General features: G+C 43.0%; 24 protein-coding genes and 1 pseudogene. 22 read left to right on the top strand and 3 right to left on the bottom strand.

The genetic code is table 11. The features are described 5' to 3' along the window. The first annotated feature begins 51 nt into the window (after positions 1 to 51). The 15 genes from CWM22_10950 (at position 52) to CWM22_10880 (ending at position 12210) form a co-directional block, all read left to right on the top strand. Positions 52 to 486, top strand: coding sequence for a MarR family transcriptional regulator (locus tag CWM22_10950; GenBank protein AUC92375.1), 435 nt, complete (start codon positions 52 to 54; stop codon positions 484 to 486). Continuing rightward, positions 483 to 1460 carry a ketoacyl-ACP synthase III gene (locus CWM22_10945; protein AUC92374.1) on the top strand — a complete coding sequence of 326 codons (978 nt, stop codon included), beginning with the start codon at positions 483 to 485 and terminating at the stop codon, positions 1458 to 1460. Before CWM22_10950 ends, CWM22_10945 begins: the two co-directional genes overlap by 4 nt. 59 nt (positions 1461 to 1519) lie before the next feature. After that, positions 1520 to 1744 carry an acyl carrier protein gene (locus CWM22_10940; protein AUC92373.1) on the top strand — a complete coding sequence of 75 codons (225 nt, stop codon included), beginning with the start codon at positions 1520 to 1522 and terminating at the stop codon, positions 1742 to 1744. Positions 1745 to 1911: 167 nt separating this feature from the next. After that, positions 1912 to 2877 (top strand): enoyl-[acyl-carrier-protein] reductase FabK, encoded by a 966-nt coding sequence (locus CWM22_10935; GenBank protein AUC92372.1) that lies wholly within the window; start codon positions 1912 to 1914, stop codon positions 2875 to 2877. A gap of 1 nt (position 2878) precedes the next feature. Next, complete coding sequence (fabD, locus tag CWM22_10930; GenBank protein AUC92371.1) at positions 2879 to 3799, top strand: [acyl-carrier-protein] S-malonyltransferase; 921 nt, start codon at positions 2879 to 2881, stop codon at positions 3797 to 3799. Positions 3800 to 3808: 9 nt separating this feature from the next. Next, positions 3809 to 4543 carry a 3-oxoacyl-[acyl-carrier-protein] reductase gene (fabG, locus tag CWM22_10925; protein AUC92370.1) on the top strand — a complete coding sequence of 245 codons (735 nt, stop codon included), beginning with the start codon at positions 3809 to 3811 and terminating at the stop codon, positions 4541 to 4543. A 13-nt stretch (positions 4544 to 4556) separates the two neighbouring features. Next, complete coding sequence (fabF, locus tag CWM22_10920; GenBank protein AUC92369.1) at positions 4557 to 5792, top strand: beta-ketoacyl-[acyl-carrier-protein] synthase II; 1236 nt, start codon at positions 4557 to 4559, stop codon at positions 5790 to 5792. After that, positions 5793 to 6269, top strand: a complete 477-nt coding sequence (locus CWM22_10915; protein ID AUC92368.1) for an acetyl-CoA carboxylase biotin carboxyl carrier protein — start codon at positions 5793 to 5795, stop codon at positions 6267 to 6269. It abuts the gene before it with no gap. Continuing rightward, positions 6266 to 6688: a 3-hydroxyacyl-[acyl-carrier-protein] dehydratase FabZ gene (fabZ, locus tag CWM22_10910; GenBank protein AUC92367.1), complete on the top strand. Its 423-nt coding sequence runs from the start codon at positions 6266 to 6268 to the stop codon at positions 6686 to 6688. The genes CWM22_10915 and fabZ overlap by 4 nt, the downstream gene beginning before the upstream one ends. A gap of 293 nt (positions 6689 to 6981) precedes the next feature. Next, a complete protein-coding gene (gene accC, locus CWM22_10905) occupies positions 6982 to 8349 on the top strand; it encodes an acetyl-CoA carboxylase biotin carboxylase subunit (GenBank protein AUC92366.1) in 1368 nt (455 codons plus the stop codon). A 124-nt stretch (positions 8350 to 8473) separates the two neighbouring features. Beyond that, positions 8474 to 9340 (top strand): acetyl-CoA carboxylase carboxyltransferase subunit beta, encoded by an 867-nt coding sequence (locus CWM22_10900; protein AUC92365.1) that lies wholly within the window; start codon positions 8474 to 8476, stop codon positions 9338 to 9340. Continuing rightward, complete coding sequence (locus CWM22_10895) at positions 9337 to 10110, top strand: acetyl-CoA carboxylase carboxyl transferase subunit alpha (GenBank protein ID AUC92364.1); 774 nt, start codon at positions 9337 to 9339, stop codon at positions 10108 to 10110. The genes CWM22_10900 and CWM22_10895 overlap by 4 nt, the downstream gene beginning before the upstream one ends. A gap of 63 nt (positions 10111 to 10173) precedes the next feature. Next, a complete protein-coding gene (locus tag CWM22_10890) occupies positions 10174 to 10635 on the top strand; it encodes a GNAT family N-acetyltransferase (GenBank protein ID AUC92363.1) in 462 nt (153 codons plus the stop codon). Positions 10636 to 10645: 10 nt separating this feature from the next. Then, on the top strand, positions 10646 to 11311 hold the full coding sequence (locus tag CWM22_10885) for a CPBP family intramembrane metalloprotease (GenBank protein AUC92362.1): 666 nt from the start codon (positions 10646 to 10648) through the stop codon (positions 11309 to 11311). Positions 11312 to 11544: 233 nt separating this feature from the next. Further along, a complete protein-coding gene (locus CWM22_10880) occupies positions 11545 to 12210 on the top strand; it encodes a CPBP family intramembrane metalloprotease (GenBank protein AUC92361.1) in 666 nt (221 codons plus the stop codon). 79 nt (positions 12211 to 12289) lie between these two features. Here the strand turns inward: CWM22_10880 and CWM22_10875 are convergent, their stop codons facing one another. After that, entirely contained in the window at positions 12290 to 13216 is a 927-nt protein-coding gene (locus CWM22_10875; protein ID AUC92360.1) for a site-specific integrase, read from the bottom strand. Positions 13217 to 13336: 120 nt separating this feature from the next. Here CWM22_10875 and CWM22_10870 point away from each other — a divergent pair, with 120 nt between their 5' ends. From CWM22_10870 to CWM22_10845, 6 genes are all read left to right on the top strand, one after another. Beyond that, complete coding sequence (locus tag CWM22_10870; protein AUC92894.1) at positions 13337 to 13912, top strand: restriction endonuclease subunit S; 576 nt, start codon at positions 13337 to 13339, stop codon at positions 13910 to 13912. Further along, positions 13905 to 17111, top strand: a complete 3207-nt coding sequence (locus tag CWM22_10865) for a DEAD/DEAH box helicase (GenBank protein AUC92359.1) — start codon at positions 13905 to 13907, stop codon at positions 17109 to 17111. Before CWM22_10870 ends, CWM22_10865 begins: the two co-directional genes overlap by 8 nt. Before the next feature lie 107 nt (positions 17112 to 17218). Beyond that, entirely contained in the window at positions 17219 to 18463 is a 1245-nt protein-coding gene (locus tag CWM22_10860; GenBank protein AUC92358.1) for a restriction endonuclease subunit S, read from the top strand. A 12-nt stretch (positions 18464 to 18475) separates the two neighbouring features. After that, complete coding sequence (locus CWM22_10855; GenBank protein ID AUC92357.1) at positions 18476 to 19144, top strand: Fic family protein; 669 nt, start codon at positions 18476 to 18478, stop codon at positions 19142 to 19144. A 98-nt stretch (positions 19145 to 19242) separates the two neighbouring features. Then, positions 19243 to 19716 carry a restriction endonuclease subunit S gene (locus CWM22_10850; protein ID AUC92356.1) on the top strand — a complete coding sequence of 158 codons (474 nt, stop codon included), beginning with the start codon at positions 19243 to 19245 and terminating at the stop codon, positions 19714 to 19716. A gap of 44 nt (positions 19717 to 19760) precedes the next feature. Next, positions 19761 to 21350, top strand: a complete 1590-nt coding sequence (locus CWM22_10845; GenBank protein ID AUC92355.1) for a type I restriction-modification system subunit M — start codon at positions 19761 to 19763, stop codon at positions 21348 to 21350. Positions 21351 to 21399: 49 nt separating this feature from the next. Here the strand turns inward: CWM22_10845 and CWM22_10840 are convergent, their stop codons facing one another. Both CWM22_10840 and CWM22_10835 read right to left on the bottom strand, forming a co-directional pair. After that, positions 21400 to 22674 carry a serine--tRNA ligase gene (locus CWM22_10840; protein AUC92354.1) on the bottom strand — a complete coding sequence of 425 codons (1275 nt, stop codon included), beginning with the start codon at positions 22672 to 22674 and terminating at the stop codon, positions 21400 to 21402. A gap of 214 nt (positions 22675 to 22888) precedes the next feature. After that, a pseudogene (locus tag CWM22_10835) lies at positions 22889 to 23071 on the bottom strand (DUF956 domain-containing protein). Between the two features lie 277 nt (positions 23072 to 23348). Between CWM22_10835 and CWM22_10830 the strand changes: the two are divergent. Then, the gene (locus tag CWM22_10830) at positions 23349 to 24956 is read left to right on the top strand and encodes a transposase (GenBank protein AUC92893.1); all 1608 of its coding nucleotides are present in this window, start codon (positions 23349 to 23351) and stop codon (positions 24954 to 24956) included. The last annotated feature ends 80 nt before the right edge of the window (positions 24957 to 25036 follow it).

Genomic DNA, 25036 nt, shown 5'->3' with positions numbered 1-25036 from the left:
ATCAAAGTTTTATGGTTTATACTTTGACTATCAAAGTAAAGGAGGCCTGTTTTGGAAGATCCAAAAGTAAATGAATATCTAACGGCCATTTTTAACAATGTGTTGGTGATTGAAGAAACAAGTCTGCGTGGTAGCCGATTCAATGATATTTCGATTAAGGAAATGCACACGATTGATGTGATAGGAAGTATTGATGGAGCTACTCCGAGTGATGTTGCTCGGACTTTGATGGTAACCTTGGGTACTGTTACAACTAGCTTGAACAATTTGGAAAGAAAAGGATATGTTGAGCGTATTCGTTCGACCAAAGATCGGCGAGTTGTTCATCTCTATCTGACCAAAAAAGGTCGACTGGTCTATCGTTTACATCAACGATTTCACAATGAAATGGTGAAACAGATTACAGATGGCATGGATGATGCAGAGTATCAGGTAATGAAGAAAGGACTCATGAAACTCTATCACTTCTTGGAGGATTTGAAATGAGAAACCATGCTAAAATCAGTCAGGTGGCCCACTATCTTCCGAAGAAGATTGTGACCAATGATGATTTGGCCCAGCAAATGGATACCAGTGATGAGTGGATTCGTAGCCGTACAGGTATCGGTCAACGACACATTGTTACTGGAGAGACGACGAGTGATTTGGCTAGTCAAGTGGCTAGAAAATTACTGGAAAAGTCTCAGCTAGATGCTAGTGAAATTGATTTCATCATCGTAGCAACGATTACTCCAGATGCTTCAATGCCATCTACGGCAGCTATGGTTCAAGCAGCAATTGGCGCGAAAAAGGCTTTCGCCTATGATCTCGTTGCAGCTTGTTCAGGATTTGTTTTTGCGCTATCAACAGCGGAAAAATTACTTGCTTCAGGAGTCTATAAGAGAGGACTTGTCATTGGTGCAGAGACCCTATCTAGGTCTGTCGACTGGTCAGATCGATCAACGGCTGTTTTATTTGGAGATGGTGCTGGAGGAGTTTTGCTGGAAGTGTGTGAACAACCGAGCTTTTTAGCAGAAATCTTGCGAACGGATGGCGGTCGAGGTGCGAGTCTGACAGCAGGGATAGACCAGAAAGAGACGCCATTCTCGACACAAAGCCGTCAACAACCCTTTATCCAAATGGAGGGCAGAGCTATATTTGAATTTGCGACAAGGGATGTCACGGCAACCATGGCAGAGCTGCTAGAACAAGCTGATATGACTGTGGATCGTGTTGATTATTTCTTGCTCCATCAAGCCAATATACGTATTCTGGATAAGATGGCTCGTAAATTGGGAGTGGCGCGTGAAAAATTTCCAGCAAATATGGATAAATATGGCAACACCAGCGCAGCAAGTCTTCCTATTCTCTTATCAGAATGTGTAGAGAGCGGAATGTTGCGATTGGATGGAAGCCAGACTGTTCTCATGGCTGGTTTCGGTGGAGGCCTCACATGGGGAACTCTACTCTTACAACTTTAGTTAATTCCTTGCCCTAGGCAAGATTAAAATATTTTATTTTCCAAAAGGAGACACATATCATGGCAGTATTTGAAAAAGTACAGGAAATCATCGTTGAAGAATTGGGTAAGGATGCTGAAGAAGTAACTCTTACAACAACCTTTGAAGATTTGGACGCAGATTCATTGGATCTTTTCCAAGTTATCTCTGAAATCGAAGATGCATTCGACATCCAAATCGACACTGAAGAAGGTTTGACTACTGTAGGCGATTTGGTTGCCTACGTTGAAGAAAAAACAAAATAATGACTGTTAAGGAAAGTGCTATTTAGCATTTTTCTTAAGTTGAATACTTTGATAATCAAAACATTGAAATATCAAACTATTTTTTTAGTGAGGGGCAACCCTTCACTTGTTTACCTAATGATTTGATATTCAAATGATTAGGTAAGCAAAGAAAGATTGAGGGAAATATGAAAACAAAGATTACAGAATTATTAAACATTGATTATCCGATTTTCCAAGGTGGGATGGCCTGGGTTGCTGATGGTGACTTGGCAGGTGCGGTTTCAAATGCTGGTGGTCTGGGAATCATCGGTGGTGGAAATGCTCCCAAGGAAGTTGTCAAGGCAAATATTGACAAGGTGAAGTCTATCACAGATAAGCCTTTCGGTGTCAATATCATGCTTTTGTCTCCTTTTGCGGATGACATTGTTGACTTGGTCATCGAAGAAGGTGTGAAAGTTGTTACCACAGGAGCAGGAAATCCAGGGAAGTATATGGAACGTCTCCATGCTGCAGGGATTACGGTTATTCCAGTGGTTCCAAGTGTCGCTTTGGCTAAACGCATGGAAAAACTGGGTGTGGATGCAGTCGTTGCAGAAGGGATGGAAGCAGGTGGTCACATCGGTAAACTGACAACTATGACCTTGGTTCGTCAGGTTGTGGATGCCGTATCCATTCCTGTTATTGCAGCAGGTGGTATCGCAGACGGTGCTGGTGCTGCTGCGGCCTTTATGTTGGGAGCAGAGGCGGTGCAAGTTGGAACTCGTTTTGTAGTAGCTACAGAGTCCAATGCCCATCAGGCTTATAAGGAAAAAGTTTTAAAAGCTAAGGATATTGATACAACTGTATCTGCTTCTATTGTTGGGCATCCTGTGAGAGCCATCAAGAATAAGTTGTCATCTGCTTATGCAGCTGCAGAGAAAGATTTCTTGGCAGGTAAAATTTCGGCAGATGCTATTGAAGAACTTGGTGCGGGAGCACTCCGCAATGCAGTTGTTGATGGTGATGTGGTCAATGGTTCAGTTATGGCAGGTCAGATTGCTGGTTTGGTGACTAAGGAAGAAACCTGTGAAGAAATTTTGAAAGATATCTATTATGGAGCAGCCAAAGTGATTAGAGAAGAGGCAAGCCGTTGGGCTTCGGTTGGAGAATAGGATGACAAAGACAGCTTTTCTTTTTGCAGGTCAAGGGGCTCAGACACTCGGTATGGCCCGTGACCTCTATGACACCTATCCCATTGTCAAGGAAACTTACGACCAGGCTAGTCAGATTCTGGGATATGATGTGCGGGACTTGATTGACCATCAGGAAGACAAGCTCAACCAGACCCGCTATACCCAGCCTGCGATTTTGACAACTTCCCTTGCGATTTATCGCTTATTGGCAGAAAAAGGGATTAAACCCGACATGGTGGCTGGTTTGTCCTTGGGAGAATACGCAGCCTTAGTTGCTTCAGGTGCTCTGGCCTTTGAAGATGCAATTTCCTTGATTGCCAAACGGGGTGAGTTTATGGAAACGGCTGCACCAGCAGGGACTGGGAAGATGGTCGCTGTCCTCAATGCAGATGTTAGCCTGATCGAAGAGGTCTGTTCATCAGTTACCTCTGGGATTGTTTCCCCAGCCAACTACAACACACCAGCCCAAATCGTTATCGGTGGAGAGGTAGCAGCTGTGGATGAGGCGGTTGAATTGCTGAAGGAAGCTGGTGTCAAACGGATGATTCCCCTCAATGTGTCGGGGCCTTTCCATACGGCTCTCTTGCGTCCAGCGTCGGAGCAACTGGCTCAGGCTCTGGAAGAGGTGGAGTTTGCGGACTTCCAAGTAGACTTGGTTGGCAATACAGAAGCCAAGGTCATGAAAAAAGAAGACATCAAGTCTCTCTTGACCCGTCAGGTCATGGAGCCTGTTCGCTTTTACGAGTCCATCGCAACCATGCAGGCGGCTGGTGTGACCAAGTTTATCGAAATCGGTCCGGGTAAGGTCTTGGCAGGATTTATCAAGAAGATTGATAAGACGGCTGATGTTATGACAGTGGAAGATGAGGCTAGTTTGCAAGGTTTGTTGGCCAGCCAATAAGGAGGAATCATGGAATTAACAAATAAAAATGTTTTTGTAACAGGTTCAAGTCGAGGAATTGGCTTGGCCATTGCCCATAAATTTGCTAGTCTTGGTGCTAATGTGGTGCTAAATGGTCGTGGTCAGCTGGGTCAGGACTTGCTGGATAGCTTTGCAGATTACGGTGTCAAAGTAGTTGCGATTTCAGGCGATATTTCCAGTTCGGCAGATGCCAAACGGATGGTGGCTGAGGCAGTTGAGGCTCTTGGTAGCGTCGATATCTTGGTCAACAATGCAGGAATTACCAAAGACGGCATGGCTCTGCGAATGACGGAAGAGGATTTCGAGAGCGTTTTGAGTATCAATCTAACAGGGACCTTTAACATGACCCAGGCTGTTTTGAAACCTATGACCAAGGCGCGTGAAGGTGCTATTATCAACCTTTCCAGTGTGGTCGGTCTGACTGGGAATGCTGGCCAGGCCAACTATGCCGCTTCTAAGGCAGGTGTTATCGGCTTTACAAAATCCATTGCCCGTGAAGTCGCTAGTCGCAATGTTCGTGTCAATGCTATCGCACCAGGCTTTATCCAGTCAGATATGACAGATGTTCTATCTGACAAAATCAAGGATGCCATGTTGGGACAAATTCCTATGAAACGCTTTGGTGCGACAGAAGAAGTGGCAGATGTCGCTGTATTCTTAGCCAAGCAAGAATATCTAACTGGACAAGTGATTGCGGTTGACGGCGGCTTGACCATGCAATAAGAGAGGTTTGAAAATGACAAAACTAAATCGTGTAGTGGTGACAGGCTACGGTCTGACATCTCCAATTGGAAATACACCAGAAGAATTCTGGGATAGCCTGGTCAATGGTAAGGTTGGTATCGGAAAGATTACCAAGTTTGACACTAGTGAATATACTGTCCATAATGCAGCGGAAATTAAGGATTTTCCTTTTGACAAATACTTCGTTAAAAAAGATACCAACCGTTATGACAATTACTCCCTCTATGCTCTCTATGCAGCTCGTGAGGCAGTAACTAATGCTGGTCTGGATACAGAAGCCGTTGACAGCGACCGTTTCGGTGTTATCTTGTCAACTGGTATCGGTGGGATTTTGGAAATCGAAGAGCAGGTTGCTCGCATGAACGAAAAAGGACCAAAACGCATTCGTCCTATGGCACTCCCAAAAGCTTTGCCAAACATGGCGGCAGGAAATATTGCCATGCAGGTCGGTGCCAATGGTGTCTGCAAGTGTGTCATCACAGCCTGTGCTTCGTCAAATGATGCCTTGGGTGAAGCCTTCCGTGAAATCAAGTTTGGTTTCCAAGATGTCATATTGGCAGGTGGTTCAGAAGCGGCGATTACGCCTTTTGCAATCGGTGGTTTCCAGGCTTTGACAGCTATGTCGACGACTGAGGATCCAAGTCGTGCTTCCATTCCTTTTGACAAGGACCGTAATGGTTTTGTCATGGGAGAAGGTGCTGCGGTCTTGGTCTTGGAAAGTTTGGAGCATGCAGAAGCACGTGGGGCAACCATCTTGGCTGAAATCGTTGGCTATGGAAATACCTGCGATGCCCACCACATGACCTCTCCACACCCAGAAGGTTTGGGTGCTATTAAGGCTATGAAGTTGGCCATTTCAGAAGCTGGTTTGGAGCCAGCTGATATTGACTACATCAATGCACACGGTACTTCGACACCGGCCAATGAAAAAGGAGAAAGTCAAGCTATCGTATCCGTCTTCGGCAAGAACACGCCAGTTTCTTCCACCAAGTCCTTCACAGGTCACTTGTTGGGGGCGGCAGGTGCCGTTGAGGCAGCGGCTGTTATTGAGGCTATGCGTCATTCTTACGCACCGAAGACAGCAGGTACGACGGAATTATCTGACTACATCGAGGCAGATGTTATCTATGGTCAAGGTCGTGACATGGAAATCCGTCATGCCATTTCAAATACATTTGGCTTTGGAGGTCACAACTCGGTGATTGCTTTCAAACGTTGGGAGGCTTAAGTGAATATTACAGAAATAAAGGACTTGATGAGTCAATTTGACCAGTCAAGTTTGCGAGAATTTTCATATAGCAATGCTGGGGAGACCTTGCATTTCAGTAAAAACCAGCAGGTGACAGCGGCTCCGAGTCCAACAGTAGAAGCTCCGCTTGTTCCGGTAGTTGCAGCAAGTCCAGCTACTGTACAGGCAGTTGAAACCAGTGAGCAAGCTCCAGTAGAAGTTAGCTCAAGCTCTGTAGCGGAGGGTGCGGTAGTGGAAAGTCCACTGGTTGGTGTGGCCTATTTGTCACCAGCTCCTGACAAGCCAGCCTTTGTAGCAGTTGGCGATACGGTCAAAAAAGGACAGACCCTCATGATTATCGAAGCCATGAAGGTCATGAACGAAGTACCTGCTGACCGTGACGGCGTAGTCACAGAGATTTTGGTGGCCAACCAAGATGTTGTAGAATTTGGACAAGGATTGGTACGCATCAAATGATTGATATTGTAAAAATTAAAGAGGCTCTTCCTCATCGCTACCCTATGCTCCTGGTCGATCGTGTCCTTGAAGTATCAGAAGATGAGATTGTCGCCCTTAAAAATGTGACCATTAACGAGCCCTTCTTCAACGGGCATTTCCCAGACTATCCTGTTATGCCAGGCGTTCTCATCATGGAGGCTTTGGCTCAAACCGCAGGTGTCTTGGAGTTATCAAAGGAAGAAAACAAGGGCAAGCTGGTTTTTTATGCCGGCATGGACAAGGTTAAATTTAAGAAGCAGGTTGTACCTGGTGACCAGTTGATCATGACAGCTAAATTTGTCAAACGCCGTGGAACCATTGCGGTCGTTGAGGCAAAGGCAGAGGTGGACGGAAAACTAGCTGCGTCGGGGGTGTTGACTTTTGCTATTGGAAAATAATACTCTTCGAAAATCAAACTCAGCCGTTGTTGACTTGATTTGATGAGTGTCAAGCTCCAGTGGAGCTTGACAGCCTGCTACCATAAGATAAGAAAGTAGCAGGAGTATATATGCTCTTGGAGAAACGAACTTCGTTCGCTCTATCTCCAACCTCCAAAGGTTTCCCAAACCTTTGGAGCTAGCCTGATTTTGATTTTCATTGAGTATGAATCGGTCCGTTATTTTGCAAACTAGTTAAGGGCTGAGCTTGTGATAAATAATTATTCTATATTAAAAAGGAGATAGGATTCATCATGTTTGAGAAGATTTTGATTGCCAATCGTGGTGAGATTGCGGTGCGGATTATTCGTGCGGCCAGAGAGTTGGGGATTGCGACGGTGGCTGTCTATTCAGAGGCTGACAAGGAAGCCCTCCACACCATGTTGGCAGATGAGGCTGTCTGTATCGGCCCAGCCCGTTCGACAGACTCCTATCTCAATATGCAGGCGGTCATCTCGGCGGCAGTTGTGACAGGTGCTCAGGCTATTCATCCTGGCTTTGGCTTTTTGAGTGAAAACTCCAAATTCGCCATCCTTTGTGAAGAGGTCGGTATCAAATTTATCGGCCCTTCTGGGACAGTCATGGATACCATGGGCGACAAAATCAATGCACGGGCAGAGATGATTAAGGCTCAAGTGCCTGTTATTCCTGGGTCAGACGGCGAAGTTTTGACCAGCCAAGAAGCTCTTGCAATTGCTGAAAAGATTGGCTACCCTGTCATGCTCAAGGCATCGGCAGGTGGTGGTGGCAAGGGGATTCGTAAGGTTGAAAAAGCCGAAGACCTAGTGCCTGCCTTTGAATCAGCTTCCAGCGAGGCCAAGGCAGCTTTTGGTAACGGAGCCATGTATATGGAGCGAGTTGTCTATCCCGCCCGCCACATCGAAGTACAGATTTTGGCGGATCAGCACGGTCATGTCATTCATCTGGGAGAACGGGATTGTTCCCTTCAACGCAACAATCAGAAGGTCTTGGAAGAAGCTCCGTCTATCGCTATTGGTCAGACCATGCGGGACCGTATCGGTCAAGCAGCAGTGCGGGCAGCCCAGTCTGTTGGCTATGAAAATGCGGGGACTATTGAGTTCCTCTTGGACGAAGCCAAGGGCGAATTTTACTTCATGGAAATGAACACACGGGTGCAGGTGGAACATCCTGTTACCGAATTTGTTACCGGTGTGGATATTGTCAAGGAGCAAATCAAGATTGCGGCTGGTCAGGAACTCAGTGTCCGCCAAGAAGATGTGAAGATTACTGGTCATGCCATTGAATGCCGCATCAATGCTGAAAATCCAACCTTTAACTTCGCCCCAAGTCCAGGTAAGATTTCCAATCTCTACCTGCCAAGTGGGGGAGTCGGTCTGCGTGTAGACTCAGCTGTTTACCCAGGTTACACCATTCCGCCATATTATGATTCGATGATTGCTAAGGTTATTGTGCATGGGGAAAATCGTTTTGAAGCTCTGATGAAGATGCAGCGAGCTCTCTATGAATTGGAAATTGACGGAGTGGTGACCAATACAGACTTCCAGCTGGACTTGATTTCCGACAAGCGAGTGGTGGCAGGTGACTACGATACTGCCTACCTCATGGAAGAATTTTTACCTCGCTATCAAGCAGAATTATAGTCTTTTAGTTTACTTTTAGTACTAGGCAACGAGCCACAGGCATAACTGGAGTTAGGCAAGGCGAGTTAACGAAGTAATAAAAGAAAAACTAAATGACGATAAAAAAGTAAACTAGGAGAATGCAATGGCTTTGTTTCGCAAAAAGGACAAATATATCCGCATCAATCCCAATCGTTCGCGGATAGAGTCAGCACCTCAAGCAAAGCCAGAGGTGCCAGATGAACTATTTTCCAAATGTCCTGCTTGTAAGGTCATTCTTTACAAGAATGATTTGGGATTAGAGAAAACCTGTCAACACTGTTCCTATAATTTTCGGATTACAGCCCAGGAACGCCTGGCATTGACAGTTGATGACGGTTCGTTTGAGGAATTGTTTACAGGGATTGAAACCAAAAATCCCTTGGACTTCCCCAATTATTTAGAGAAATTGGCAGCCACCCGTCAAAAAACGGGCTTGGATGAAGCAGTTTTGACAGGCAAGGCGACAATCGGTGGTCAGCCAGTTGCCCTTGGAATCATGGATTCGCATTTTATCATGGCTTCAATGGGAACGGTGGTCGGTGAGAAAATTACCTGCCTCTTTGAGTTGGCGATTGAAGAGCGTTTGCCAGTTGTCCTCTTTACCGCATCTGGCGGTGCTCGCATGCAGGAAGGCATTATGAGCCTGATGCAGATGGCTAAGATTTCGGCAGCTGTAAAACGCCATTCTAACGCTGGCCTCTTTTACCTGACGGTCTTGACAGACCCCACAACAGGAGGTGTGACAGCTAGTTTTGCCATGGAAGGCGATATTATCCTAGCAGAACCGCAGACCTTGGTTGGTTTTGCAGGACGGCGGGTTATTGAGTCAACCGTTCGGGAAAATCTACCTGACGATTTCCAAAAGGCTGAATTTTTACAAGAACATGGCTTTGTTGATGCTATTGTCAAACGACAGGACTTGCCAGCGACCATCAGTCGCTTGCTGAGAATGCATGGAGGTGTCAGATGACCAGTGATGTAGCACGTATGATCCGTTTGGCACGTGACCAAGCTCGCCTGACGACCTTGGACTATGCCACACAACTCTTTGATGACTTTATCGAACTGCACGGCGATCGGAATTTCCGTGATGACGAAGCGGTTGTCGGTGGGATTGGCTTTTTAGCAGGTCAGCCTGTGACAGTTATCGGTATCCAAAAGGGTAAGAACCTCCAGGATAATCTCAAGCGTAACTTCGGTCAGCCCCACCCAGAAGGCTACCGTAAAGCCCTTCGTCTCATGAAGCAGGCGGAGAAATTTGGCCGTCCCGTTGTCACCTTCATCAATACTGCTGGAGCCTATCCCGGTGTCGGTGCCGAGGAGCGAGGACAGGGTGAGGCCATTGCCCGCAACCTCATGGAGATGAGTGACCTCAAGGTGCCCATTATCGCTATTATCATCGGAGAGGGCGGCTCTGGTGGAGCTCTGGCTCTAGCAGTCGCAGACCAGGTCTGGATGCTGGAAAACTCCATGTACGCCGTCCTTAGCCCCGAAGGTTTCGCCTCTATCCTCTGGAAAGACGGTAGTCGGGCCATGGAAGCAGCAGAACTCATGAAGATCACGTCATACGAGTTGGAGAAACTCCAAGTGGTCGATCGGGTTGTTTTGGAAAATGGCAGAGCGACCAAGGAAGTCTTGTCTGACATCAAGGAAAACCTGGTCAGCCAGTTGGATCAGTTACAAGCCTTGCCACTTGATCAACTACTCGAAAACCGCTATCAACGCTTTAGAAAATACTAGGAAGACCTAGTATTTTTTTGATAGATTTGATACAATGGATAAAATAATTTCAGGAGGTTTTCCATGTTAGTAAAAGCAGATCTATCAAACGCAGAAGAATTGCTACCTATTCAGCACCGAGCATTTGCGGCTTTATATGAAACCTATCAGGACCAGTACAACCCAGCCATTGAAACCATGGACTATTTCCAGTCACGCTTTGCACGACCAAATTGCACCTACTACAAGATTGTGGAGGAAGGGGACACAGTCGGTTTAGTGCGAACAACGGTCGCTGAAGATGCTGACCAGGGCTGGCTAGGCTTGATTGGCATTGTTCCAGACCACAGGGGAAAAGGCTATGGTCACAAGGCTATGCTCGAATTGGAAAGCCTCTATCCGACAATTAACCGCTGGGTGCTCTGTACCGTATTACAAGAGCCTAGATTGGTCGCTTTCTATGAAAAACTCGGCTATAAGGCTATCAAAACCGAGCCTGAGCAGGAGGGTATAGATATGGTCTATATGGAGAAGTGGATAGGATAGGAGGTTAGAAATGCTAGAAACATTCAGTCAACGATTGGAATGGATTTGTAGGAAAATCTGGATTTTATTACAGGTCTTTCTATTATTGCTTCTGGAACTCATTCCAACTTTCATATTGCAAAAATCCACCTCGCCAGTCGCTCAATGGACTGCCGGCCTATCTTCTATTGGAATAATGGTCTTTATGTGTTGGTTGGCAGAAAGGAAAGGGCTTGCCATTTGGGATAGAAAATTCCTGACCTGGAAGGGACTTGGATTGGTTGCACTGACCGTACTATTTACCAGCCTTTCTACTGTCTTAGGGCATACTATCATGGACCTTCAAGGGATTGAAGATACGGCTAATCAGATTGGTATTGACAAGCTGTTGCGAATGATTCCCTTTGGGTTAGCCTTTGTTAGAATTGCCTGTCAGGCAGCTATTTCAGAGGAGATCATTGTCAGAGGCTATCTATTCAAAAAGTTTTTTGAAAAGCACAAGATTTTGGGAATTGTGGTGTCTGGTTTGGTATTTGCTTTTCTGCATGGACCAACAGATTTGGGCTCTTGGATTATTTATGCTAGTCCAGGTTTTATCTTGGCTTACTTGTACTATAAGACAGATTATCTGATTTACCCAATAGCAGTTCATTTCATAAATAATGCTTGGGCGGTGGTGGCTTTCTACTATTTATAAAACTGCAATAAAATATAGCTCTTGAAAGCTGGAAGAATGCCCTCTTAACTAACCTTGTTAGGAACTATCAGATTTTCCTATTGGATAATTAATCAACGCTTTAGAAAATACTAGGAATACTTAGTATTTTTTATTGGTTTCTATTGACAAATACCCTGTATCGTTGTATTATAAGTATATTACAAAAGCTAATTACATAATCCTTTGATTATGTATCAGAATAGGGGATTGATATGAAAACATTTTGTCAAGGGATGAAATGGCTTGGTCGAAAACTTTGGGTATTACTGAGAGCGTTTGGTTTGTTATTAATTGCTGTTCTTCCAGATGCTATTTTAGAGGTATCTACTTCTCAATTAGCCCAGTGGGGAGCAGCCTTAGTATCCTTCGTGATTATTGTCTTTATGTACTGGAGAGCTGAGAAGAATGGTATCAAGATTTGGGATAGAAGTTTTTTAACTTGGAAAGGTCTTGGTTTAGTTGTCTTAACATTCGCGGTAGCTCAGCTGTTTAAACACCTTGGCTATTACATTCTGGAACTTCAGGGGATTGAAGAAACCAGCAATGAGCTTGAATTGACAAAGTTATTAGAAAACATTCCATTTTGGTTAGCTCTTATCAATATGGCTTGTTTGCCTGCTATTTCAGAGGAGATCATTGTCAGAGGCTATCTTTTCAAAAAGCTATTTGAAAAGCACAAGATTCTAGGAATTGTAGTATCTGGTTTGATTTTTGCTTTCCTGCATGGACCAACAGATTTGGGTTCATGGATTATTTATGCTAGCCCAGGTTTCTTGCTGGCTTACCTCTACTATAAAACAGATTATCTGATTTACCCTATTGCAGTTCATTTTATCAATAATGCCTGGTCGGTAGTGGCATTTTACTATTTTCAATAAGTAAGAAAAAAGACGATTCCGTTTGGAGTCGTCTTTTGCTATTGTCAGTACAAGCCTTGTTACGATAGAGATAGGAATGTCAACAAAGTCCTGATAGTGACCGCATAATTAAATCAACATCTTGGTTTTCCAACTCACGAATGATATGAAGATAGGTTTTTTGGGTCGTTGTTATGCTTGCATGACCAAGTCGTCTAGCAACACTTGCGATAGAGACCCCGGCAAATAATAAAATAGATGCATGGGTGTGTCGCAGGGCATGAATGGTGATGACAGGAAGGTTTGCACTTAGGCAACGCTTTTCAAGAATGGCATTGATGGTAGAGTTGTATATCCGCTCTTTCTTCACGAAAAGTAGGTCATCGGGTTGGGCGTGCTGCAATAAGTTGGCGAATTGGGTGCTGGTTTGCCAGTCGAGTTGGATTTTTCGAATTGAAGATTTATTTTTTGTAGGTAAAAATCCGCCGTCTCCGTTATAATTCCATGTTTTATCAATGGTCAATAGCTGTCTGTGAAAATCAAAATCTTGAGTAGTGAGAGCAAGGGCTTCTGAGAATCGAATACCTGTTTTAGCAATTAATAAGATGAGCCAATCCCAATTCAGCTCCTCTCCGAGACGTAATTCTTGTATCAACTGATGAAGTTCAAATTGGTTGAGGTATTTTGTCTTTTTCTTTCGAGGAAGTCTTCCTTTGATAATCACCTTACGTGTCGGATCTCGTTCAATAATTCCTTCATCTACAGCGTCTAAAATAGCTCCTTTCAACTGGTGATGAAAATCCATGGTTGTCTGTCGTTCATGTGTTTTAGCATAGCTGTTAATCAATTCTTGGTAACGAACCCGATTCAAATCTTCCAACAACAGACTAGGAGCTAGCCTGATAAGCCACTGCAATGTCATTCTATATTTCTTGAGAGTGACTTCTCGAATGGCTCCTTCCTTGTAAATCCGAAGCCAATTTGCATAATAGTGATGGAAAAGCTGTTTTTCTTTTGATAAGTTCATGGCAGAACCTCCTTTTTAATTTTTAAAAATTACATAATTTATTGACGGATTTCCGAGGAGATGCTATACTTATTTTAGCGAAAAAATGTAATTATGAAAAATTTCAAAGAAAGGAAAGTTATGAAACTAGAAGAATTGGCTCACTTTACGGGAGGTAGTTTACAGGTTCGCTTGGATACTACTAGCTGGGAAGATGCTAGAGACTATATCCTCTACAATCAGCAACATCATCAATTGGATGGTTATGAGGTGATAGAAGAAGTGATAGATAGTCGGACCGTGACGACAGATAGAGAAGTGACCTTGCTTGAGGAGGGAGACTTACTCTTTAGTTTACTATCGGGGAAGGCTGTTTTAGTGAGAGCAGAGCACGCAGGCTTACTCTATACACAGAACTATATCAAAATTGAACCCATTGCAAAGCTGGATAAGGTCTTCTTGCTGTATCTGATCAATGAATCCTCGGCTATTAGACGGCAGTTTTACCAAAGCTTACAGGGGAGTGAGGTAATGAAATATACAGTCAAGCAACTGAAAAGTTTACAGCTAGGCGCCTTGCCTCCTTTAGATAGTCAGCAAAAATTAGGAAAGATTTATTTAGATGGATTAGCTTTACGGCAGAAGCGGCAAGCTTATGCGCAAGGAGATTTTTTACGACTAACATATTTGTTAAAGGAGGTTTACGCACATGAATGAATTAGCATTTGAAACAGAATTGATTCAATATATTACGACAGGGACTATTACACAGCCGGAGCACCTAGAAGGTCTAGAATGGTCTGTTAGTGATTCTTCGCCCCTGTATGCAGTCAAATCTAAACTGTGGACTCATGAGCCGGGTATCAAGACAACGGAGCAATTATGGGAAAATTTTCGTAATATTCTCTGGCAACACAACCAACATCGATTGGACAAACCCTTGAGCGATACCGAGTTTGCTCAGGTCAAGCAGATTATTTCAGATCTGAAGACACCTTATGAGGCTGGTCAGTTTTTATATGGAATTAGCGGTGTTTCCGAATTGGAAATTACGCTTGATGATGGACGGCATACATTTTTGACAGTATTCGACCAACGTAAGATAGGCGGTGGGGACACTGTCTACCAAGTGGTGAACCAAATCCGTAGGGCTCCTAAAATCCCTGGACGACGAGAATGTATATTCGATACAACCTTGTTGATTAATGGCTTACCTATTATTCAGATTGAAGAGAAAAAGGATACGGTAGATGTGGACAAGGCATTGAACCAAATGCATCAATATATCCAGGAACGGCAATATACGGATATTTTTTCTACCTTGCAGATTCTAGTCGCTATCGCCCCCAACAATGTTCGCTATATGGCCAATACCACTGCGGAGAAATTTAATAAGGACTTTGCTTTCCACTGGCAGCGTAAATCTGACGGTAGTAAGGTTCGGAATTGGAAAGAATTTGCGGATTCCATGCTCAGCATTCCTATGGCCCATCAGATGGCGACCAACTACATGATCTTAGACGGGACACCGCAGAAACAAATGCTGAAAGTCATGCGTCCCTATCAAGTTTATGCCACTCAGGCGGTCATTGAGGGGATAAAAAAAGTCGATTTTGAACTAGGCTGTAACAAGGTTGGCTACATCTGGCATACGACAGGCTCAGGGAAGACGATTACTAGTTTTAAAACAGCTTGGCTGGCAAGTCGAATGCCCAAGGTAGACAAGGTTGTCTTTCTAGTGGATCGTATCGCTTTGACCAATCAGACTAAGGATGATTATCTGGCTTATGATCCAGAAGCTGGGGAGAATAGTTTTGGCAGTATTCGAGAAACTCAAAATACCACAGCCTTGGCACGGCAGTTGACTAGTAAGGATAGTGGGATTATCGTTACTTCTGTGCAAAAATTGGATACACTGGTGAAGAGAAAATCCTTCAAATCACCAGATAAGCATATCGTGTTTATCGTTGACGAAGCTCATCGCTCAACTGGTGGAGATAGTTTTGCAGGGATTCAAAAGGCCTTTAAGAAAGCGGCTTGGATTGGCTATACAGGAACTCCCAACTTAGATGATACAGGTGCTAGTCTGCGGACGCAAGATATTTTTGGTCCTCTTCTTCATGCCTACACTATTAAAAATGCCATTAGTGACCGCAATGTGCTAGGGTTTAAGGTGGATTTTGAGACAACCATTGATCAGGAAAAACTAAAAACAACTTACTTACCAGATTTTTATCGGCAAAAATACCCGAAGTGGACAAGTGCACAGATTGAAGAAAAAATTGCCTATCTAAGTCCAGATGATATGGATGATGCGGTGACTTCTAGCATCTATGATGAAAATCCAGAGCATGTTCGACTGGTAGTCGAAGATGTCTTCAAACACTGGGCGAATCGCTCTGGCAGTGGCCGTTACAATGCCTTGTTCACCACCCACGTAGGTGGAGGCAGGGCCTCCACACCCATGGCTATGATGTATTTCCGAGAGTTTCAACGAATCAATCAACTGCATCGAGAGCAAGGAGGTCTGGTCTTGAAGGTGGGAGTGACCTTTGCCTTGAATACTCAAAATAATGATAGTATGGTCGAGTCAAATACTGGTTTGCTTGAAGCTATTACGATCTATAACACAGAATTTGGGACATCCTTTGGCTTGTCAGATGTTGCCTCTTATACAGAGGACCTGGTTAGTCGCCTTAATAGAACAGCCAAGGACAAGAACTACTTAGATTTGGTGATTGTCGTGGATCAGTTGTTGACAGGTTTCAATGCTCCTGAGCTCAATACTCTTTATGTTGACCGAACCCTAAAAGGAGCCAGTCTTATCCAGGCCTATTCTCGTACCAATCGTGTGGAGGATATGGATAAAAAACCTTTTGGACGGGTGGTCAATTACCGCTGGCCAGCTCATAATGAGAAATTGATGAATCAGGCCTTGGCCATCTATGCAGATGATAGTGCTGCCGATTTATCAGATGCGGAACAAAAAAATAACAATGAAAAAAATGGACTGGTGGCTAAGCCTTTCAAGGATGTATTTGCTGAAGTCAAACAAACGGTCGACCAATTGAGAGAGTTGACGGGTGATTTCAATGATATTCCGAAGTCTGAGAAAAAGCGTGAGGCTATGTTAGAATTGCTCCGTGCTTACAATCAAGGATTGTCTAAGCTGAAACAGTATCAGCCAGAGGAGGTTGATGGGGTGATTGAAGGATTTGATTACAATCAGCCGGACCGCTTTATTGAAAGTTTGGGAATGTCTGTAGAGGAAGAAAACCTTTTGACGACAGTCTTAGCCAACGAATTGAAACGAACCTTGGCGAAAGAACAAAAAGTTAGCATTCACCAAATTGAACTCAAGATGACTCACATCAAGGAAGTGACAATTGACTACGATAAATTGACCGAACTGGTTGAGCTCTTGCTGAATCAGGTTCACGAAGAGAAGATGGTAGAAGCCGCAGCTACCAGGGATGAATTGGATAGATTTGCAAGCGGTTTGGAAGACCTCAACTATGCTGACCAGATCCGTCAAACAGGGGATGCAATCTATCGAGGTGATTTTCCGACACAAGATATGAACTTTGCTTATCCAGTCAAGGGGATTGATAGTCAGAAGATTATCCAAGAAGCCTCGCATGTTTACATTGACAAGAAGCTCTTTGCATTCCGAATCCAATGGGGCTTGACGGAACATATCCGCAACCAAGAACTACGTGAGTTGTTGGCGAGACATCGATTTGGTCAGAATGACTTGGATGATACCGGACACTTACGTACCTTGATAAAAGAAGCTAGTCGCGATTACCAGACCTGGGCAGAAGGTGATGCTGTTAAAGGCTTGAGCAAGATTCAGTACCGTAATCAGTTAAGACAAGCACTATATGATTTGGCTGACGACTTGGTTGGGCAATAGGTTGCGATTTTGTTGGATGATAGCGTATAATAGAATGGAAATCGTCCGAAAAATTGCAAAAATAACTTTCAAAAATGAAACAAAAAGAAAGTAGAAAAGGAGGGACTATGACAAAAGAAAAATCAACAGTACCACGATTGCGCTTCCCCGGATTCACGGACACTTGGAAACAGCGTAAGTTGGGGGAGGTGGCGGAAAAAATTAGTCAAAAAAATCTAGATAGACAGTATGTAGAAACTTTTACAAATTCTGCTGAATTCGGTATCATTTCTCAGAGGGATTTCTTTGAAAAAAATATCTCTAGTTTGGATAATATAAGTGGATACTATATTGTGAGTCCTGATGATTTTGTATATAATCCAAGGATTTCAAATTTAGCTCCAGTTGGTCCAATAAAGCGGAATAAATTGGGAAGAGTGGGGGTTATGTCGCCTCTTTATACTATATTTAGATTTTCAGATATACATTTGGATTTTGTAGAGAAGTATTTTGACACAACAATTTGGCATAGATATATGGAGCTGAATGGGGATAGTGGAGCTCGCTCAGATAGATTTGCCATTAAAGATTCAGTTTTCAAAGGTCTACCTATTCCCCTCCCCACCCTCCCCGAGCAAGAAGCCATCGGCAGCTTCTTCTCCGACCTAGATCAGCTTATTACTCTTCATCAGCGAAAATTAGATGATGTTAAAGAATTGAAGAAGGCTTTGTTACAGAAAATGTTTCCGAAAGGGAATGGAAACGATTTTCCTGAGCTAAGATTCCCAGAATTTACGGACGCTTGGAAACAGCGTAAGTTGGGGGAGGTTAGTAAAAGAGTTACTAGAAGAAATAAAGAATTGATTTCTAGTTTACCGCTAACTATTTCCGCACAACATGGATTAGTAGACCAAGAAGAGTTTTTTAATAAGCAAGTTGCAAGTAAAGATGTATCCAGTTACTATCTAATTAAGAAGGGTGAATTCGCCTATAATAAATCATATTCAAATGGCTATCCGTGGGGAGCAATAAAAAGATTAGATAGGTATGAAATGGGAGTACTTTCCACACTTTATATTGTATTTAAACCGACTTCTTTGATTTGTTCTGATTATCTAGTGAGTTACTACGATACTGTAAACTGGTATAAAGAAGTATCTATGATTGCGGCTGAAGGGGCAAGAAATCATGGGTTATTGAATATAGCTCCTAATGATTTCTTCAAAACTAGATTATTCATCCCCACCCTCCCCGAACAAGAAGCCATCGGCAGCTTCTTCTCCGACCTAGATCAGCTTATTACTCTTCATCAGCGTCAGTTGGATCATCTGAAACTGTTGAAAAAGGCGCTGTTACAGCAGATGTTTATATAGAAAGAGGTTAGTATGACATATTCGCAAGATTATTTAGATGACCTTCTGGTACGAATGGCCTATCATTCCAGCGGGATTGAGGGGAATACCATTTCTCTGCCTGAGACGGTTTCGATTATTTTGGAAAGTACGCTACCTGGCAAGCACAAGAGTATCCGTGAATTTTACGAGATTGAAAATCACAAACAAGCCTTCCAAGCTCTGCTATTTGCCTTAGATAATGGGGAAGAGCTGAGTTTGGGACTGGTTAAGGATATTCATGCCTTGTTGATGGACCGCCTACAGCATGATCGGGGGCAGTTTAAGTCGGTGCAAAACGCTATTATTGGTGCGACCTTCAAGACTGCATCGCCAGAGGAAACGCCTTTTCTCATGCAACAGTGGGTGGACAATGCCAACTATCGCTTGGGGTTGCCTTTGGAAAAAGCTGAGCTGTTAGAGGTGTTGGCAGATGTGCATATTCAGTTCGAGCGTATTCACCCATTTAGTGATGGGAACGGCCGGACAGGACGGCTGATTTTGATGTTTCAAAGTATGCTCAAATTGGGAGCACCCGTACTGATTAGTAAGGAAGATCGAGCTCTTTATATGGAGTTGCTAGCGGAACAAGATGTGACTGGATTATCCCAATTACTCAAACGCTCCTTGGAGTTTGAACAAGAACGAAAAGACCAGTTTTAAGTCGAGTTTTCAGAAAGCGACTTTCAATCGGAACTATTATTTTTGCCTGAAAATACAATGAAAGCTCTGCTTTCACAACTACTTGGAAACAGCGTAAGTTGGGGGAATACTTTGTAGAGAGGTTAGAATGTTCAGCTGAGGGGGAGTTGCTATCAGTAACTATAAGTGATGGGGTCAGAAGATTTTCAGAGCTTGGTAGAAAAGATAATTCAAGTGAAGATAAAACGAAATATAAGGTGTTGAAGCAAGGAGATATTGTATATAATTCTATGCGAATGTGGCAAGGGGCATCTGGTTATTCTATATACGATGGAATAGTTAGCCCTGCCTATACAGTATTAATTCCAACTTATCTTAGTTATGCGTTATTCTTTTCCTATTTATTTAAGAGAAGTAGTTCACTACAAATTTTTCAGGTGAATTCACAAGGTTTAACATCTGATACATGGAATCTTAAATATAAACCCTTTAGCAATATAGTATTCCCGGCTCCCACCCTCCCCGAACAAGAAGCCATCGGCAGCTTCTTCTCCGACCTAGATCAGCTTATTACTCTTCATCAGCGAAAATGAGATTTTGAGTAAAAAATGAAACAACATGAAAGGATTACAAAAACATGTCAAAAACTATTCAAGCCATTACCAATCAGATTTGGTCTATGGCCAATGAATTACGAGGAAACATGGATGCTTCGGAATATAAGAACTATATCCTAGCCTTCATGTTCTATCGCTATCTATCTGAGCATCAAGAGCGTTTCTTGATGGAAGATGAAATTATCAGTCCTGCTCCAGGAGAAACTGTTCAGGATGCCTATGCACGAGAAGCAGTTGGGAATGACTTGGTGGAGTATTTGGAAAATACAGCTTCTCACCTTGGATACGCGATTGCACCAGAAGATACCTGGGCAAGACTGGTAGCCAAAATTGATAACAGTGAGATTGTAGCGAGTGACTACCAGACGATTTTCGATCATTTTAACGCCAATGTCGAACTCAATCAGGATGCTATGGAAGATTTCAGAGGTGTCTTTAATGACATCAATCTAGGGGACTCTCGTTTGGGCAATTCAACGGTTGCGCGTGCAAAATCCTTGAACAGTATTGTGAAGCTGATTGACAGCATTGAGTATAAAAATGATGAAGGAAAGGATATTCTGGGGGAAATCTATGAGTATCTTATTGGACAGTTTGCCGCTTCGGCAGGTAAAAAAGGTGGAGAATTTTATACCCCGCATCAAGTAAGTAAGATTTTAGCCAAGATTGTTACTTTAGGTTTGGAAAAATCAGATACTAGCTTCTCTGTTTACGATCCAACCATGGGTTCAGGGTCTTTGCTACTAACAGTGCGTAATGAACTACCTCAGGGCCAACATATCAAATTCTATGGCCAAGAAATGAACACAACTACTTATAACTTGGCGCGGATGAACCTGATGATGCATCAGGTCGGCTACAGCAATATGATTTTGAATAATGCTGATACCTTAGAAAGTGACTGGCCGGACGGGGTGGATGAACTTGGAATCGATCAGCCACGTAGTTTTGATGCGGTCGTCGCAAACCCACCCTACTCTGCTAAATGGGACAATCGTGAGTCCAAACTGAAGGATCCACGGTTTATGGAATACGGTAAGTTAGCACCAGCTTCTAAAGCGGACTTTGCCTTTATCTTACACAGTCTTTATCATCTGAATAATACAGGAACCATGGCCATTGTTTTACCACACGGAGTGCTCTTTAGGGGAGCAGCAGAAGGTCATATTCGCAAACTGATTATTGAGAAAAATTACCTGGATGCAGTTATTGGCTTGCCAGCTAACCTGTTTTATGGCACAGGCATTCCAACCACTATTCTAGTCTTCAAAAAAAATCGTCAGACCAAGGATGTCTTCTTTATCGATGCGAGCAAGGAGTTTGAAAAAGGGAAGAACCAGAATCACCTTTCCAATGACATGGTAGAAAAAATTGTAGAGACCTATCACAATCGTCAGTCTGTTGACAAATATGCTCATTTGGCATCAATAGAAGAAATTGTAGAAAACGACTACAATCTAAATATTCCTCGTTATGTCGATACTTTTGAGGAAGAGGAAGAGATCGATCTCGGGCAAGTAACGCAGCAACTAGAACAAGATAGACTAGAGATTCGGGCTCTAGAAGATAAGATTCGTCAACAATTAAAGACTTTGGGAGTAGATTTTTAGATAAATGAAAAGAGCGAGTAGAATTTTCCTCGCTCTTTCTTTGTATATCTTAAGGCTTAATCACATCAACCCCACCCATGTATGGACGGAGAACTTCTGGAATGGTGACAGAACCGTCTTCATTTTGATAGTTTTCAAGGATTGCCGCAACCGTACGGCCAACTGCCAGGCCAGATCCGTTGAGGGTGTGGAGCAATTTGACCTTGCCGTCAGCAGCATCGCGGTAACGGATTTGGGAACGGCGGGCTTGGAAATCTTCTGTGTTGGAACAGCTGGAGATTTCACGGTAGGCATTTTGGGCAGGGATCCAGACTTCCAAGTCATAGGTCTTAGCAGCTGAGAAGCCCATATCGCCTGTACAGAGGGCTAACACGCGGTATGGCAAGCCTAATTTTTGAAGGATATTTTCTGCGTTTGCGGTCATTTTTTCCAATTCATCGTAAGACTGTTCTGGTGTGGCAAATTTGACCATTTCAACCTTGTGGAATTGGTGGAGGCGGATCAGACCACGGGTATCACGACCAGCAGAACCAGCTTCAGAACGGAAAGATGGACTCATGGCTGTGAAGTAGATTGGTAGGTCTTTTTCTTCCAAAATCTCGTTGCGGTAGTAGTTGGTCAATGGCACTTCCGCAGTTGGGATGAGGACGAAGTTGGTATCCGCCAACTCAAAGGTATCTTCCTTGAATTTTGGATATTGTCCAGTACCAAACATAGAGTCATGGTTGACCATGTAAGGTGTGATGATTTCCTGGTAGCCTTCTGCGATATGCTCGTCCAACATGAAGTTGTAGAGGGCACGCTCCAAGCGGGCACCCAAGTTTTTGTAGAAGAGGAAGCGGGCACCGGTTACTTTTGCCCCACGTTCCCAGTCCAGAATATCCAGGTCTTCGCCCAAGTCCCAGTGTGCTTTTGGCTCGAAGCTAAATTCACGAGGAGTGCCCCAACGGCGAATTTCCACGTTTTCTTCTTCATCCGCACCAACAGGAACAGAATCATGTGGCGTATTTGGAAGAACAGTGAGAATAGCGTTCAATTTTTCATCGATTTCCAAAAGCTGAGCGTCTAAGTTTTTCACTTCCGCAGACAATTTCTGCATAGCAGCAATCTTGTCGTCAGCATTTTCCTTGTTGCGTTTTGCTTGGGCAATCTCTGCTGAAACTGTGTTGCGCTCTGCTTTTAATTCTTCTACAGTGACCAAGATTTCACGGCGTTTTGCATCCAATTCCTTGATGTCTGCCAAGGTTTCGGCAGCCACACCACGAGTAGCTAATTTGGCAGCCACTCCGTCAAAATCTGTACGAATACGTTTGATATCTAGCATAGATGTCTCCTTTAGAATAAAAAACACAGAATGAGAGATGCTGGAGCGATAGTTACCGCGGTTCCATCCAGCTTCACATTCTGTGCACTTTAAGTATGTCATTTTTAGCCAACGGTAGAATTTCATATCCCTTGTTTATCTGCTCACAGCGACCGCAGACTTTCTGAAAAACGCCTGATATTACTTATCCGTTTGTTTTATTATACTTGATTTTTTATTTTTTTGCAAATAGATTTGAGATTTTCTGTCCTAGAATTTGCAGGAGAGTTGGCAGTTTGACAACTTTCTCATTGCCAATATGTTCACGAGCAATTTTTAGAATTTTACCAGAATCTTTAGAAGCAAAAAGGAATTTGCCGCTATCAGTATAGACTTCGAAGTGGCGACTGATTTTTCGGGAGTTTGACAGTTTGAAACCACCAAAAGTGTCACAAACGTTGATGTGACGCTATTTTTTTGTCAAATTCTCGCACATTTTTATTGCGTACTTTCTCGTACTGTGGTATAATAGAGTGAGGTGCGAATCCATGAGAGTTAAAAAATCAGTATCTAAAAATACTATCAACTATGCCATTATCAAAGATATCAAGGTCGGAAACAAACGGACATCAACCATTGTCGAAAATCTCGGCAATCATGAAACTCTTCAACAGCTACATCCCGAAATGGAACCAATGGAATGGGCAAAATTGCGGGCTAAAGAGTTAACCGAACTTGATAAAGAAGATAAACAAGAAATATTAGTCAAACTTCATGAGAATAAACAGTTGAAACAAAATCAACGAAATGAATATCATGGGGGATATTTATTTCTACAGAATATCTATTATCAGTTGGGATTGGATAAAATCTGTCAAGATATTCAGAAGAGGTATCACTTTAGTTTTCACTTAGATACCATTCTTTCTCGTCTCCTCTACGGCAGAATCCTATTCCCATCCTCTAAACGGTCTACTGCTCATTTTTCACAAACTCTCCTAGAACCTAAAACTCTGGAACTCCAGCACCTCTACCGAGGATTAGAAATTATTGCCAAAGAAACTGACTTTATTCAAGAACAACTCTATAAAAACTCAACTGCACTTTCCTCTCGTAAAACTGATGTCCTCTATTACGACTGTACAAATTTCTATTTCGAAATTGAGGAAGAAGATGAGGAGGGGCAACTGAGACAATATGGCTATTCTAAGGAACATCGACCGAATCCAATCGTTCAAATGGGGCTGTTTATGGATTCTCAAGGAATTCCATTAGCTTTCTCCGTCACACCTGGTAATACGAATGAACAAACGACTATGAAACCTTTGGAGAAGAAGATTATCAAGGATTTTGAAAAAGCTCAATTTGTGGTCTGTACAGATGCTGGACTATCTTCTATTGGAAACAAACGCTACAATAATATCAGCGGGAGAGCCTTTGTCACAACTCAATCTATCAAAAAGTTAAAGAAAGAAGACAAAGACTGGGCTACAGCTTCTACAGGTTGGCGGTTGATGGGAGATAAGTCCGAGACATTCTATGATATTTCTGCACTAGATGAAAGTAATCAAGACTTTCTCTATAGACAAGTCTTTTACAAAGAATGCCCCTTACCACAAGATGGGCTAGAAGACCAACGATTGATTGTAACCTTCTCAGCTAAATACAGAGATTACCAAAGAAAGATACGCGAACGCCAGATTCAACGTGCCTCAAAATGGATTGGAAAACCAGCTGACTACAAGAAGAAACAATCTACAGATCCTAAGCGTTTCCTAAAAGTAACAGAGACAACAAGGGATGGAGAAATAGCTGAGAAAACGTTTATTGAGTTGGATGAAGAACGAATTGTTTCTGAAGCTAGATTTGATGGAATTTATGCGGTAACAACAAACTTAGACGATACGATTGAGACCATTGTTTCCATTAATCAGAGAAGATGGGAAATTGAAGAATGTTTCCGTATTATGAAGCATGAATTGAAAGCTAGACCAGTTTATTTAAGTCGAGAAGATCGCATTTCTGCTCACTTTACAACTTGCTTTCTTGCTCTTATACTCTATCGTTACTTAGAGCTGGCGGTTCAGAAGCAATTCACATGTACTGAACTCATTGAAACCTTACGTTCATACACCTTTAAGTATCTGCCTGGTTTTGGTTATCTACCTAACTACACTCGGACGGCTATTACTGACCAGCTGCATCAGACATTTGGATTCAGAAGTGATTATCAAATTCTAAGCGAAAAAAAGATGAAAAAAATTTTACAATCGTCAAAATCGAGAAAAAGTACGCATTTTTGATATAAAAAGAAAACCTCGCTAAACCCTTGATATGCATAGGGTTAGGGAGGTTTTTGTCTTGTAAAACTGTCAAAGACGGG

The sequence above is a fragment of the Streptococcus suis genome, assembly GCA_002831545.1.
Lineage (GTDB): Bacteria > Bacillota > Bacilli > Lactobacillales > Streptococcaceae > Streptococcus > Streptococcus suis_P.
Note: the sequence above shows the minus strand (reverse complement) of the source record. Positions and strands in the feature narration are given on the sequence as shown.

Excerpts from the sequence above, each read along its gene's own strand:
- CWM22_10945 (AUC92374.1), top strand. The coding sequence starts at position 483 with ATGAGAAACCATGCTAAAATCAGTCAGGTGGCCCACTATCTTCCGAAG.
- CWM22_10940 (AUC92373.1), top strand. The coding sequence starts at position 1,520 with ATGGCAGTATTTGAAAAAGTACAGGAAATCATCGTTGAAGAATTGGGT.
- CWM22_10935 (AUC92372.1), top strand. The coding sequence starts at position 1,912 with ATGAAAACAAAGATTACAGAATTATTAAACATTGATTATCCGATTTTC.
- fabD (AUC92371.1), top strand. The coding sequence starts at position 2,879 with ATGACAAAGACAGCTTTTCTTTTTGCAGGTCAAGGGGCTCAGACACTC.
- fabG (AUC92370.1), top strand. The coding sequence starts at position 3,809 with ATGGAATTAACAAATAAAAATGTTTTTGTAACAGGTTCAAGTCGAGGA.
- fabF (AUC92369.1), top strand. The coding sequence starts at position 4,557 with ATGACAAAACTAAATCGTGTAGTGGTGACAGGCTACGGTCTGACATCT.
- fabZ (AUC92367.1), top strand. The coding sequence starts at position 6,266 with ATGATTGATATTGTAAAAATTAAAGAGGCTCTTCCTCATCGCTACCCT.
- accC (AUC92366.1), top strand. The coding sequence starts at position 6,982 with ATGTTTGAGAAGATTTTGATTGCCAATCGTGGTGAGATTGCGGTGCGG.
- CWM22_10900 (AUC92365.1), top strand. The coding sequence starts at position 8,474 with ATGGCTTTGTTTCGCAAAAAGGACAAATATATCCGCATCAATCCCAAT.
- CWM22_10895 (AUC92364.1), top strand. The coding sequence starts at position 9,337 with ATGACCAGTGATGTAGCACGTATGATCCGTTTGGCACGTGACCAAGCT.
- CWM22_10890 (AUC92363.1), top strand. The coding sequence starts at position 10,174 with ATGTTAGTAAAAGCAGATCTATCAAACGCAGAAGAATTGCTACCTATT.
- CWM22_10885 (AUC92362.1), top strand. The coding sequence starts at position 10,646 with ATGCTAGAAACATTCAGTCAACGATTGGAATGGATTTGTAGGAAAATC.
- CWM22_10880 (AUC92361.1), top strand. The coding sequence starts at position 11,545 with ATGAAAACATTTTGTCAAGGGATGAAATGGCTTGGTCGAAAACTTTGG.
- CWM22_10875 (AUC92360.1), bottom strand. The coding sequence starts at position 13,216 with ATGAACTTATCAAAAGAAAAACAGCTTTTCCATCACTATTATGCAAAT.
- CWM22_10870 (AUC92894.1), top strand. The coding sequence starts at position 13,337 with ATGAAACTAGAAGAATTGGCTCACTTTACGGGAGGTAGTTTACAGGTT.
- CWM22_10865 (AUC92359.1), top strand. The coding sequence starts at position 13,905 with ATGAATGAATTAGCATTTGAAACAGAATTGATTCAATATATTACGACA.
- CWM22_10860 (AUC92358.1), top strand. The coding sequence starts at position 17,219 with ATGACAAAAGAAAAATCAACAGTACCACGATTGCGCTTCCCCGGATTC.
- CWM22_10855 (AUC92357.1), top strand. The coding sequence starts at position 18,476 with ATGACATATTCGCAAGATTATTTAGATGACCTTCTGGTACGAATGGCC.
- CWM22_10845 (AUC92355.1), top strand. The coding sequence starts at position 19,761 with ATGTCAAAAACTATTCAAGCCATTACCAATCAGATTTGGTCTATGGCC.
- CWM22_10840 (AUC92354.1), bottom strand. The coding sequence starts at position 22,674 with ATGCTAGATATCAAACGTATTCGTACAGATTTTGACGGAGTGGCTGCC.
- CWM22_10830 (AUC92893.1), top strand. The coding sequence starts at position 23,349 with ATGGAATGGGCAAAATTGCGGGCTAAAGAGTTAACCGAACTTGATAAA.